Origin of the sequence: Rhizobium glycinendophyticum (assembly GCF_006443685.1) — a bacterium.
Classification (GTDB): domain Bacteria; phylum Pseudomonadota; class Alphaproteobacteria; order Rhizobiales; family Rhizobiaceae; genus Allorhizobium; species Allorhizobium glycinendophyticum.
In genome coordinates, this window is sequence record NZ_VFYP01000001.1 from 2,353,604 (window position 1) to 2,366,104 (window position 12,501).

The following is a 12,501-nucleotide window of genomic DNA, read 5'->3' on the forward strand; positions in this document are numbered from 1 at the left end:
GACCGCGAGGCCGCCCTTTTGCATTTCGGGAAATCTCAAATTCGTTACATACCCTGCGGACCACGGTTCATTGCCGCGATCCCGGTGCGGCAGATCTCATTGAGGCCGAGCGGCTTCATGATCGAGACGAACTGATCGATCTTCGACGACTTGCCTGTGATCTCGAAGATGAAGTGCTCGACCGTTGCATCGACGACCTTCGCGTGGAAGGCATCCGCGAGACGCAATGTCTCGGCGCGCATGTCGCCCGTCGAAACCACCTTCACCAGCGCCACTTCCCGCTCGATCGGCCGCTCCTGGCCGAGTTCGCGGGCCCTGACCGTCAGGTCGAGAACACGGTGAACCGGGACGATGCGCTCCAGCTGCGCCTTGATCTGCTCCAGCACGCTTGGCGTACCGCGGGTTACGATGGTGATGCGCGACAGATGCGCCTCATGCTCCGTTTCCGACACTGTGAGGCTCTCGATGTTATAGCCGCGCCCCGAAAACAGGCCGATGACACGGGCAAGGACGCCCGGCTCGTTGTCGACCAGCACTGAGAGCGTATGGCTCTCGACGGCGGCGGTTTCCTTGGCGATGAAGTAGGCAGAGCCGGTGGGTTGAAGGTGTGCGTTCATGATTTTTCCTCCCGGTCAGACGAGCTGACGGCCCTTTGCATCAATGGCGGTGGCGACGGCTTCGTCGGTTGCCTCATCCGGCAACAGCATCTCGTTATGTGCCTTGCCCGACGGGATCATCGGGAAGCAGTTGGCGAGATTGGCAACACGGCAGTCAAAGATAACCGGCTTCTTCACGTCGATCATCTCCTGGATCGCACCGTCCAGATCGTCAGGCTTCTCACAGCGCAGGCCAACCGCACCATAGGCTTCCGCCAGCTTGACGAAATCAGGCATGGCTTCCGTGTAGGAGTTCGACAGGCGGTTGCCGTGCAGCAACTGCTGCCACTGCCGGACCATGCCCATGTACTGGTTGTTCAGGATGAACACCTTGACCGGCAGCTCGTGCTGGATGGCGCAGGACATTTCCTGAATGCACATCTGGATCGAGGCATCACCAGCAACGTCGATGACCAGAGCGTCACGATGCGCGACCTGAACGCCAAGCGCTGCCGGCAGACCATAGCCCATAGTGCCAAGACCACCCGACGTCATCCAGCGGTTCGGCTGCTCGAAGCCGATATACTGGGCTGCCCACATCTGATGCTGGCCGACTTCGGTCGTGATGTAGGTGTCGCGATCCTTCGTCAGTTCATAGAGACGCTGAAGGGCATATTGCGGCATGATGACGTCGCGCGACGGGGTGTAGGCGAAGGAATTCCGAGCGCGCCACTTGGCGATGCTAGCATTCCAGTCAGCCGTCTGCGAAGCCTCCGGCTTTTTCGGCAGGGCGCGCCAGGCGCGGACCATGTCCTCGAGCACCCGTCCGACATCACCGGTGATCGGCACATCGACCCGGACGTTCTTGTTGATCGACGACGGATCGATATCGATGTGGATCTTCTTCGAGTTCGGCGAAAACGCGTTGAGGCGACCCGTGATACGGTCGTCGAAGCGCGCACCGATGCAGACCATGACGTCGCAATCATGCATTGCCATGTTCGCTTCGTAGGATCCGTGCATGCCCAGCATGCCGAGCCAGTTCTTTCCCGACGCCGGATAGCAACCCAGGCCCATCAGGGTCGAGGTGATCGGGAAGTCGGTGAGCTGAACCAGTTCGCGCAGCAGCTTCGTCGCTTCCGGGCCGGAATTGACGACACCGCCACCGGAATAGATGATCGGGCGGCGAGCAGACGCCATCAGTTCGACGGCGGCCTGGATGGCGCGTGAATCCCCCGAGACCTTCGGCTGGTAGCTCTTCAGCGGCTTGTGTGCGTCCGGCGGCGTATAGGTGCCGGTGGCAAACTGGATGTCCTTGGGCACATCGACGAGAACCGGGCCTGGGCGGCCGGTCTGGGCAATGCGGAAGGCTTCATGGATGACGCTCGCCAGCTGGTTGACGTCCTTGACCAGCCAGTTGTGCTTGGTGCAGGGGCGCGTAATGCCGACGGTATCGCATTCCTGGAAGGCATCGGAGCCGATCAGCGAGGTCGGGACCTGACCGGAAATGCAGACGAGCGGCACGCTGTCCATCAACGCGTCCTGCAGCGGCGTGACGACATTGGTCGCGCCGGGCCCTGAGGTCACGAGAACGACACCGACCTTGCCGGTCGAGCGGGCATAACCTTCGGCCGCATGGCCTGCGCCCTGCTCGTGACGCACGAGAATGTGCTGGATGTCGTCCTGCTGGAAGATCTCGTCATAGATCGGCAGCACGGCACCGCCAGGATAGCCGAAGATGTGTTCGACGCCGTTGTCCTTCAGCGCGCGCAGAACGATTTCGGCGCCGGTCATCTGATTGTCTTTACCCGTCATGCTGTGTTTCCATCTGCCTTCTGGATTTTTGGGGCTGGATAGCCCGGTTTTGGGCATAAAAAAAGGCCCCTTGAGGGAGCCTGTCATCTAGCGCATGGGTGGCTGTCGCCGGATGGTTACACCATCCTGCCCATGCGCCTTCCCACCACGATAAGAACGATCGAGTTTTTCATGACGCGAAGTGTTAGCCAGAAAGCCGTCTAGCGTCAACGCATCGTTTAACAAATTTCGTCGTCTTAGGCGCAGTTTTATTGCGTTCGCGGATCACCTGTTACCATCGCGCTACCCGCTTACACAAAGTTTTAAGCGATTGTTCATACGCTCGCGCGAGCAGGGAGAATGCGCTTGTCGAACGATGATCTTCACAAGTCCGGTGACGCCGGAGACAAAGAGCGCCGCGATGGGATGCGGCCGGGCAACCGAATGCTGGGACGAGTCGTTGCCTGCAACGGTTCGCGCGCCACGATCGCAGCAGTCGCCGAACACGGCGGGACCGACCTGACCGAGCTCTGGTCGGTGGGGCGTCTGATCTCGATCAGCGTCGGACGCAACCGTGTGGTTGCACTCGCCTATTCCATGCAGACCGGTTCGAAAAACTGGGGCGAAGGCGACGACAACGAGTTCCTGATTGAGGTCGAACTCCTCGGAGAAGTGCATGTCAGCGAAACCGGTCAAGAAGTCTTCTCCACCGGCATTTCCTGCTATCCCTATCTTGGTGCCATCGCCCATCGGATAAGGGCAGCCGACCTTCTGCGCATCTACGATACCCATCACGGCGACACTGCCGTCATCGGCAAGCTGACGCAGGACGAGTCCATCGACGCTGCTATCCATATTCCATCCATGCTGTCGAAGCATTTCGCGGTCGTCGGCTCGACCGGGGTCGGCAAATCCACCGCCGTATCGCTCCTGCTGCGCAAGGCGATCGAAAGCGATCCGAAGCTGCGCATCCTGATCCTCGATCCGCACAACGAATTTGCCGCAGCCTTCCCGGATCTGGCCGTCGTCATCGACACAGACACGCTTGACCTGCCCTTCTGGCTGATGCGCCTAGAGGAATTTGCAGAAGTGCTCTTCCGCGGTCGTCCGCCCGTTCCTGAAGAGCTCGACATCCTGCGCGACCTCCTGCCGGAGGCAAAGCGCGCCTTCCGCGGCAACGAAAGCGCCCTGATGCGCCGAGCGGCCGACAAGAGTTCGATGACGGCGGACACACCCGTTCCCTATCGTATCGCCGATCTGATGGCCCTCATCGACGAGCGCATCGGGCGGTTGGAGGGCCGCGGTGAAAAGCCATTCCTGCGCTCGCTGAAGATGCGCATCATGGCCGCGATCAATGATCCTCGCTATCACTTCATGTTCTCCAACAACACGATCAGCGACACGATCATGGAGACGATCGCGCATATCTTCCGCATTCCGGGAGAAGACAGACCGATCTCCACGTTCCAGCTCTCGGGCATTCCCTCGGAAGTCGTCAATTCAGTCGCCTCGGTACTCTGCCGCATGGCCTTCGAGATCGCGCTTTGGTCGAACGGTGCCATACACATGCTGGTCGTCTGCGAAGAGGCCCACCGCTACGTGCCCGCTGATCCATCGCTCGGCTTCTTCCCCACACGTCAGGCGATCGCGCGCATCGCAAAGGAAGGACGTAAATACGGCGTCTCTCTCGGCGTGATCACCCAGCGTCCGGGTGAACTAGACCAGACGATCCTGTCGCAGTGCTCGACGCTGTTTGCGATGCGACTGGCGAACGACCGTGACCAGGAAATCATCCGCTCTGCCATTCCGGACAGCTCGATCTCGACCACGAGCTTCATCTCCTCGATTGGCAATGGCGAAGCGATCGCCTTTGGCGAGGCAATTGCAGTCCCGATGCGCATGCGCTTTACCCGGGTGGGCGAGCAACTCCTGCCGAAGGCCAACGGCGTCAACGCCAAGACCACTGAGGAGACACCTGACACGGTCGACCTCCGCTCGATCGTCACTCGCATGCGCGCCATCGCCGGGCCGGATATCTCGGCCTTCCAGCAACAGTTTGAAAACAGCATGGGAGGCAGCGACGTGCCGAGGGCGCCCGACGGTCTCTACGACGACGAAGAACTCGACGGCGAGTCCATGATGGATGACGTGCCCCAGGTTTCGCGCCTCGCTGCACCTGCAGCGACGCCTCCTACCATATCGAGAAAAGAATACGATCCAGCACCCCGGCGGCAGTCTTTCACGGCGGCCCAGACGCCAACCATCGAGCCTTACCGGCCTGACATGCTGCCGCGCGCGAGTGAGAGTGACGTGCTGCGGCATCCGGAGCCGGCACCAGCCTATCAGGCCGAAACTCCCGTCCCATCCTTCGGCGCGCAGCCCCTCCGGCGTGAGGGAAGCGGACCATCCTTGCGCGAAAGCATCCTCAAGAAGCCCTTGTCCAGCCTCTACAAGCGCGATTGAACGAGGCGTCAATCGACCCGGTAGGATCCCGGATCAATGCGCTCCCAGTTCTCGTCCATCTGGTTGCGAAACCAGGTCATCTGTCGCTTGGCATATTGCCGGGTGGCAGCCGACGCCCTTTCGATCGCCCCCTCTCGGGTGAGTTCGCCCGCCAGCATGGCGGCGATCTGCGACACACCGATCGCCTTCATCACTGGAATCTCGGGCGGAAGATCGAGTGCAAGCAACGCCTTTACCTCTTCGACAGCACCCTGATCCATCATCTGCGCGAAACGCCGATCGATACGCTGATGCAGGAGCTTGCGTTCGGGCAGCACGACGAGTTTCTGGGCCTTCTCCGGATCGACCAGCATAGGGCCGGCCTGTCGGCGGAAGTGATCGATGGACTGACCGGTGGCCTCTATGACCTCCAGCGCCCGCACGATCCGCTGCCCATCCTTGGGGTTCAGGTCGGCAGCGACCTCCGCATCCGCATCTGCGAGTTCCGCATGCAGAACCTCCGGCCCCTCGGCGATCAACCGCGCCCGAAGCCTTTCGCGCAGTGCCTCGGGGATCTGAGGCATCTCGGACAGCCCGCCCGTCAGCGCCTTGAAATAAAGCCCGGTGCCGCCGACCACCACCGGTAACCGGCCCTGCCCTTTCAAGACATCGAGCAGCGAGGCCATGTCGCGCAGCCAGTCGCCGGTCGAATAGGAGGCACCTGCCGGTACATGTCCATAGAGGTGGTGGTCAACACCCTCCATCTCGCTCTCATCGGGGCGTGCGGTGACCACCCTCAACGTGTCATAGACCTGCATGCTGTCGGCATTGATTACCACGCCGCCATGCCGCCGGGCGAAAGCGAGCGCCAGTGCGGACTTGCCGCTGGCGGTCGGCCCGGTTATCAGGATGGCCTCTGTCGTCTTTCCAGGATCTTGCATCATGGCCTTCGTTGCCACGCTTGTCGCCAATCCGTCAAATCCCATCCTCACCACCGACGTCGCCGAACGCGCCGCCGACGCTGTAAAGTCGTCGCGTCTCTACTGGCTTGCCGACGGCGTTGCCTGCGACATTCCGCTGACCGATGGGCAGGATGCCCTTGCCGCAGAAGCGCTGTTGCGCGACGCAGTTGCCGGCCTTGCTGTCGATGTCGCGGTCCAGGTCGCCGAAACCCGGCGCAAGCGCTTCCTGATTGCCGACATGGACTCAACGATGATCGGGCAGGAATGCATTGACGAACTGGCGGCAGAAGTCGGCCTGAAGGAAAAGGTCTCCGCGATCACGGCGCGTGCCATGAACGGCGAGATCGCCTTCGAGCCGGCGCTACGGGAGCGCGTCGCTCTCCTGAAGGGCCTGCCGATCTCGGTCGTCGATGAGGTCATCGCCAAGCGCATTACGCTCACCCCCGGCGGACGGGAACTGATTGCCACCATGAAAGCGCGTGGCGGCTATACCGCCCTCGTCTCCGGCGGCTTCACCGTCTTTACCGCCCGAATCGCCGCCGTCCTTGGCTTCGATGAAAACCGCGCCAATACACTCATCGAGAAAAACGGCATTCTGACCGGCGAAGTCGCTGAGCCCATTCTCGGCCGTCAGGCCAAGGTAGATTCGCTCGTCGAGATCGCAAAGACCCTCGGTATCTCGCCGCAGGATTCGCTTGCCGTCGGCGATGGCGCCAACGATCTCGGGATGCTTGGCATCGCAGGCTCGGGTGTCGCCCTGCATGCCAAGCCCTCGGTGGCTGCCGAAGCGAAGATCCGCATCGATCATGCCGATCTGACGGCCCTCCTTTATCTTCAGGGTTACCGCAAGTCCGACTTCGTCCTTTCGTAACACATCAAGCGCCATGGCAATCATCCTTCAGACCGAACGACTGACGCTCAGAAACTGGATGGACAAGGACCGGGATCTCTTCCGCGAGATCAACCGCGATCCCAAAGTCATGGAATTTTTCCCAATGCGCCGCAGCCACGAGGAATGCGACGAATTGCAAGAGAGGCTGCGGGCGATGATCGAAGAGACGGGGTACGGCTTCTATGCCCTGGCTGATCGGCGAACCGACGAGGCCATGGGCTTTTGCGGAATCGCCAAGGTGGCCCTACCCGGCATACTGCCCGAGGACGCCTATGAAATCGGCTGGCGGCTCGCGACGCGCTTCTGGGGCCAGGGCTATGTGACGGAGGCAGGGCGCGCACTTCTCGATTTCGCCTTTGCCGAGCAAGGCTTGGACGAAGTCTACGCTTTCGCCGTCAACGGCAACACGCGCTCGATTGCCGTGATGCAAAGGCTCGGGATGCAGCAGCTTGAGGGACGGGACTTCGACCACCCTTCAGTGCCGGACAGCCATCCGCATCTGAAAAGCCATGTGCTCTTTTGCGCAAACGCAAATCAAAACGGCAATTTCGGCTAATTGCAGACAAGGCTAATTCAGCAATTTACGCGCCCTTAAAGCGTCTTGCCTAAACTTTCCGGCATGACAAACGTTCTCTCGGCGCATTCTGCTACCACCAAATCCTCGTGGATTGATCGCTTTTGGCGCTTGGGTGAAGCCGGCCAGACGGCAGAGGAAGCGCCGCGCATCCGCGCGATACGCATGTCGATCGTCGGACAGAACACGCCCTGGATGATGGCCGCCAATATCGGCAACGCCGCTCTCGCGGCGCTGGCCTTCTGGGGTAGCCCTTCGTCACTCGCCGTGAACCTGATCTGCGCGATGCTGATCACCATCGCAATCACGACTGTCCTGAAATGGTCTAAGTCGCGGTCACGGGCACCGCGCGAGCAGGCAAGCGAACGCGGCACGCGCAAGGCGGTTTTGCATGCAGCGGTCCTCAGCGGTCTCTGGGCCTCCCTTGCAATCGTCGCCTATGCAGACGCAACGGAAACTCAGCGCATGGTTCTGATCGCGCTTACCGTCGGCATGGCCGGCGGCGGCGGTTTCGCACTGGCGACAGTCCCTCCGGCCTCTGTCGTCTTTTGCGGCATCGTCGGTCTCGGTGCCGGCGTTGCCCTCGGCAGCAACCCGTCCGTGGTCGGCTTCTATCTCTTCTCCCTCTACACCATCTTTGCCGCAATCATTGTCCGCTCCTCGCTTGCGGTCTGCGATAGTCTGACGGAGAAGGCCCGCGCCAAGATGGCTGCCGACGAACAACGAGACGTCATCGGTCTACTGCTCAATGATTTCGAACAGAATACCGCCGACTGGCTCTGGGGCGCTGACGAGCACCTCCGTCTCGAACGCGCATCAAGCCGGTTCTGCGAGAAACTTGCTGCCCCGGACAGCCTCATCGTCGGCAAGCCAATCATTGATGCCATCCCCTTCGCCATGCATTTCATGACGGACATCGAGCAGATTGAGGATCGCGAGAGCTTTCGCCGCAAGCTTGAAGCTCACCAGTCTTTCCGCGACGTCGATGTCTGCGTTGAGCAGGGCGGCGAGCTTGGCATATGGTCGTTGACCGCCAAGGCGATCTATGATGAAAGCGGCCGATTTGTCGGCTACCGCGGAGTGGGCCGGGACGTCACCGCCAACCGTCAGACGCGGCTGCGGATCGAGCACATGGCGCGCCATGATCCGCTGACCGACGTGGGCAACCGTGTTCTGCTCAACGAGGATCTCGCCCGCGCCGTCTCCCGACTGGAACGCTTCGGCGACGGTTTCTCGCTGCTCCTTCTCGATCTTGACCGGTTTAAGCAGGTCAACGACAACCATGGCCATGCGGGTGGCGATGAATTGCTGCGCGAGGTGGCGGGCCTGCTTCAGCAGCTCTGCAGCGAAGGCGACACGCTGGCCCGCCTGGGCGGGGACGAATTCGTCATCGTGCATATGTCCGGCGAAGATCCCAAAAGCGCAGGGCACCTTGCAAACCGCATCATCAAGCGCCTGGGGCAGCCCTTTCACCTCCGCTCGGGCACCGCCCATATCGGCGTCAGCATAGGCCTTGCCTGCGCGCCGGTCGACGGGACTGATCCGGACCAGTTGATCCGCAATGCCGACCTCGCTTTGTATCGAGCCAAGGCCGACGGTCGAAATCGCTTCCGCTATTTCGACTCGTCTCTCGATGCCACGGCGCGTCGCCGCAATCTGATCGAACAGGAACTGGCGCTCGCCGTCAGCTTGGGAACACTTGAGCTGTATTTCCAGCCGCTGATCGATGCGCAGAGCCACCAGGTGGTCTGCGCCGAGGCGCTATTGCGTTGGAACCACACGCGTCTTGGCCCGATAAGCCCCGGCGAGTTCATTCCGATTGCCGAAGAAACCGGCCTCATCACCAGCATCGGCGCCTGGGTGCTACGCGAAGCCTGTCGGGTATCGTCGAGTTGGCCCGATAACATCCGTGTGGCCGTCAACCTCTCATCGCGCCAATTTCTGAGCCCTGGCCTCGTACCCATGGTCGAGAACGCGATGAAGACAAACGCCATGCGCCCGGGTCGCCTGGAGCTCGAGGTGACGGAGAGCCTTCTCATGAACTCGACACCGGCCGTCGAGCAGACCTTGAAGACCCTGAGCAAGCTCGGAATCCGCATCGCCCTCGACGACTTCGGGACCGGCTTCTCGTCGCTGAGCTATCTCCGCCGGTTCCGCTTCGACAAATTGAAGATCGACCAGTCTTTCATCTCCGACATGGACACGAACGAGGACGGGCGCGCAATCGTCGAATGCGTGATCCGCCTGGCGAAGGACCTGCGCATGAGCGTGGCCGCGGAGGGTGTCGAAACCCAAAACCAGCTTACCGCGTTGCGGCAGCTGGGCTGCGGCGAAATACAGGGATATCTGGTCGCACGCCCGATGTCCGCCACCGCCTTCGCCACATTTTTAAACGCCGGCGACGACGGGAGCGAGCGGCGCTACGCTTAAACCTATTCGAGCGGTACGGCCACCAGACGCAGGTTGCCATCCTTGTCGGCGATCATCAGGTAACCGCTGCGACGGCCATCGCTCTTGATCTTCGTGAGTTTCTCGGCCACCTGCTGCGGCGTGCGCATGAACTCCTGCGCCACTTCAACGATGACGTCCCCGGCCTTCAATCCCTTCGCTTCTGCCTTTGAATTCGGCAGCACGCGCGTGATCAACACGCCCTCGACCCCTTCGGCGATACTGAAAGACTTGCGTTGCGCGTCGTCGAGCAGGGTCAATTCCACCCCGATCAGGCCTTCCGTTACGGGTGCCGCCTGCTGCGTCTCACCGGGCACCGTTTGTCCGCCGTCTTCATTCTCGCCTGCATCGGGAGCCTGCTCGGGCTGCTCATCCGCGCCCGGATCCTGGCCTTCCTCGTCCGGTTCGACCGTCTGGTCCGAACTCGACGATTCCTCGCTGGTCGCGTCATCGTCCTCAAGCAGGCCGAGCGTGACCTTTACCGTCTGCTCTTTGCCGTCGCGCAGGATCACGACGTCGAGCGGCTCACCGATCGGGCTCTCGGCCACCATACGCGTCAGATCGCGCGTCTCCGCCACCGGCCGGCCGTTGAAGCTGACGATGATATCGCCGACCATGATCGGCCCTTTGGCGACGGGACCGTCCTCGACGATACCGCTGATCAGCGCGCCGCGCGCACGACCGATCTTGAGACTTTCGGCCACCTCGTCTGACACCGGCTGAATGCGTACGCCAAGCCAGCCGCGCCGCGTCTCGCCGAACTCGATCAACTGGTTCACGATGTTTTCGGCAAGCTCGGTTGGCACGGAAAAGCCGATACCGATCGAGCCGCCACTCGGCGAGATGATAGCCGTGTTGATCCCGATCACTTCGCCGTCCATGTTGAACAGCGGTCCGCCGGAATTGCCCTTATTGATGGCCGCATCCGTCTGGATGAAGTTGTCGTACGGGCCGGCATTGATGTTGCGTCCGCTGGCCGAAACGATGCCGAGCGTCACCGATCCACCGAGCCCGAAGGGGTTGCCGATCGCCATGACCCAATCGCCGATCCGAAGCTTGCGCGAATCGCCAAACTTGACCGCCGTCAGCGGCTGCGGCGGCTCCACCTTCAGCACCGACAGGTCCGTCTTGGTATCGGTCCCGATCAGCTTGGCCTTCAGCTTCGACCCGTCGGAGAAAATCACCTCGATGTCGTCGGCATTCTCGATCACGTGGTTGTTGGTGACGATGAAGCCCTTGGGGTCGATCACGAAGCCGGATCCTAGGGAATTGACCTTGCTGTTATTGTCGCCGCTGTCGCCGTTCTTGTAGAAATCGTCGAACAATTCCTGGAACGGCGAGCCCTCCGGCACCTGGGGTGCCGGTCCCTCGCCCTCTTCCTTGACGCTCTGCGACGTTGAGATGTTGACCACAGCACCCAACAGACCCGATGCCAGATCCGCGACCGAATCGGGACCACGCGCCTCGACAACGGACGGCACGCTTGCAACACCCATCACCAGGGCACTTCCGACCATCAGGGCCGGCAGGATCTTTCGTGACGGGCGGGCGGAATAGGTCATCGGCTTCCTCACTGGGAGTATCAGGGCGACTTCAACATAGGGCGCAACCGGGAAACGGAAAATCACATTTCCCGGAAGCGTCATAGCCACAACATGCGACCAGATCTTGTCGATCCGACAGCTAGCACATGATTCCTCGCCGAAGGGCAACATTGCGCGATGGGTCGTCGAGAAAACTGCGTGAGATAGCGTGTTGCAAAACCAGAAAGGGCCGGCATTCAGGCCGACCCTTTCATATACCGTAACGTCAGGTTCCGGAGAACCTGCCGTAGCGTCAATTGGCCGGTGCCACAGGTGCGGGCACGGCAGGCGTCACAGCCGCACCGGGTGCCGCGACAGTGGCATTGTTGTTGCGACCGACACCGCTGTTGAAGAAGCGGAAGAAGTCCGAGTCCGGCGACAGCACCATGGTCGTGCCCTGGTTGCTCATCGAGGCGACATAGGCCCGCATCGAGCGATAGAACTCGAAAAAGGCCGGATCGCGCTGGAAGGCCTCGGCGAAGATCCGGTTGCGCTCGGCATCACCTTGACCGCGAAGGATTTCCGAATCGCGCTGGGCATCCGCCTGCAGCTCGACGACTTGGCGATCGGCGATCGCCCGACGGCGCTGGCTTTCTTCATTACCGCGGGCGCGGATGAGTTCCGCTTCCGCCAGACGTTCGGCCTTCATGCGCTGGAAGGTCTGCTGCGAGACTTCCTGGGTGAGGTCAGTCCGGCGGATCCGCACGTCCGTTACCTGCAGGCCAAGGCTACCCGCAGCGGCTTGAAGGTCGTTGCGGACATCCGCCATCATCGAGCCACGCTCTTCCGAAAGGGCCGCATCGAAATTGCGCAGACCATAAACGCGACGAAGTGCTGCATCGAGACGGGTGCGCAGACGCGATTCGGCCGCGTCCCGGTCACCCGACACCGTTTCCCGGAAGCGACGGGCATCGTTGATTCGGTAAACGGCAAAGGCGTCGACTTCGTAAAAGGCACCGCCGCGAACCTGAACGCGGATATTGTCGAGGTCGAAGCGCAGTGCACGATCTTCGATATACTGAACGCGATCGGCATCCATGAAGGCGAAGGGCAGTTTCAGGTAAAGACCCGGTTCTGTCTTCACATCTTGGATCTGGCCGAAGCGCAGGACAATGGCCTGTTCGCGCTCATTGACCACGAAAATCGAGGAATAGGCGAAGAACAGGATGACGGCAAAGGCCGCGACGAAATAGGGCAAACGGTTCGACAT

9 protein-coding genes are annotated in these 12,501 nt (G+C 61.1%); 4 read left to right on the top strand and 5 right to left on the bottom strand.

Translation table 11 applies throughout. The annotated features are described in order from the left end of the window. Window positions 1-44: 44 nt before the first annotated feature. Window positions 45-617 (bottom strand): acetolactate synthase small subunit, encoded by a 573-nt coding sequence (gene ilvN / locus FJQ55_RS11540; RefSeq protein ID WP_140828053.1) that lies wholly within the window; start codon window positions 615-617, stop codon window positions 45-47. Between the two features lie 15 nt (window positions 618-632). After that, window positions 633-2,411, bottom strand: coding sequence for an acetolactate synthase 3 large subunit (locus tag FJQ55_RS11545; RefSeq protein WP_140828057.1), 1,779 nt, complete (start codon window positions 2,409-2,411; stop codon window positions 633-635). A 345-nt stretch (window positions 2,412-2,756) separates the two neighbouring features. Between FJQ55_RS11545 and FJQ55_RS11550 the strand changes: the two genes are divergently transcribed. Continuing rightward, window positions 2,757-4,853, top strand: a complete 2,097-nt coding sequence (locus FJQ55_RS11550; protein ID WP_140828059.1) for an ATP-binding protein — start codon at window positions 2,757-2,759, stop codon at window positions 4,851-4,853. A gap of 8 nt (window positions 4,854-4,861) precedes the next feature. On the opposite strand, the gene miaA is transcribed toward FJQ55_RS11550, so the two are convergent. After that, window positions 4,862-5,776, bottom strand: coding sequence for a tRNA (adenosine(37)-N6)-dimethylallyltransferase MiaA (gene miaA / locus FJQ55_RS11555; RefSeq protein WP_140828062.1), 915 nt, complete (start codon window positions 5,774-5,776; stop codon window positions 4,862-4,864). On the opposite strand from miaA, the gene serB reads away from it, so the two are divergent. The 3 genes from serB to FJQ55_RS11570 all read left to right on the top strand — a co-directional run bounded on the left by serB (window position 5,775) and on the right by FJQ55_RS11570 (window position 9,690). After that, window positions 5,775-6,665, top strand: a complete 891-nt coding sequence (gene serB, locus FJQ55_RS11560) for a phosphoserine phosphatase SerB (protein ID WP_140828064.1) — start codon at window positions 5,775-5,777, stop codon at window positions 6,663-6,665. The genes miaA and serB overlap by 2 nt on opposite strands. A gap of 13 nt (window positions 6,666-6,678) precedes the next feature. Further along, window positions 6,679-7,242, top strand: a complete 564-nt coding sequence (locus FJQ55_RS11565) for a GNAT family N-acetyltransferase (protein WP_140828066.1) — start codon at window positions 6,679-6,681, stop codon at window positions 7,240-7,242. Between the two features lie 63 nt (window positions 7,243-7,305). Next, a complete protein-coding gene (locus FJQ55_RS11570) occupies window positions 7,306-9,690 on the top strand; it encodes a putative bifunctional diguanylate cyclase/phosphodiesterase (RefSeq protein ID WP_140828067.1) in 2,385 nt (794 codons plus the stop codon). Window positions 9,691-9,692: 2 nt separating this feature from the next. On the opposite strand, the gene FJQ55_RS11575 is transcribed toward FJQ55_RS11570, so the two are convergent. Further along, a complete protein-coding gene (locus FJQ55_RS11575) occupies window positions 9,693-11,270 on the bottom strand; it encodes a Do family serine endopeptidase (RefSeq protein ID WP_140828070.1) in 1,578 nt (525 codons plus the stop codon). 274 nt (window positions 11,271-11,544) lie between these two features. Then, on the bottom strand, window positions 11,545-12,501 hold the full coding sequence (gene hflC, locus FJQ55_RS11580) for a protease modulator HflC (protein ID WP_140828072.1): 957 nt from the start codon (window positions 12,499-12,501) through the stop codon (window positions 11,545-11,547).

Bases quoted from the DNA above. Each gene is read 5' to 3' on its own strand.
- ilvN (WP_140828053.1), bottom strand. From the start codon at position 617: ATGAACGCACACCTTCAACCCACCGGCTCTGCCTACTTCATCGCCAAG.
- FJQ55_RS11545 (WP_140828057.1), bottom strand. From the start codon at position 2,411: ATGACGGGTAAAGACAATCAGATGACCGGCGCCGAAATCGTTCTGCGC.
- serB (WP_140828064.1), top strand. From the start codon at position 5,775: ATGGCCTTCGTTGCCACGCTTGTCGCCAATCCGTCAAATCCCATCCTC.
- miaA (WP_140828062.1), bottom strand. From the start codon at position 5,776: ATGATGCAAGATCCTGGAAAGACGACAGAGGCCATCCTGATAACCGGG.
- FJQ55_RS11565 (WP_140828066.1), top strand. From the start codon at position 6,679: ATGGCAATCATCCTTCAGACCGAACGACTGACGCTCAGAAACTGGATG.
- FJQ55_RS11570 (WP_140828067.1), top strand. From the start codon at position 7,306: ATGACAAACGTTCTCTCGGCGCATTCTGCTACCACCAAATCCTCGTGG.
- FJQ55_RS11575 (WP_140828070.1), bottom strand. From the start codon at position 11,270: ATGACCTATTCCGCCCGCCCGTCACGAAAGATCCTGCCGGCCCTGATG.
- hflC (WP_140828072.1), bottom strand. From the start codon at position 12,501: ATGTCGAACCGTTTGCCCTATTTCGTCGCGGCCTTTGCCGTCATCCTG.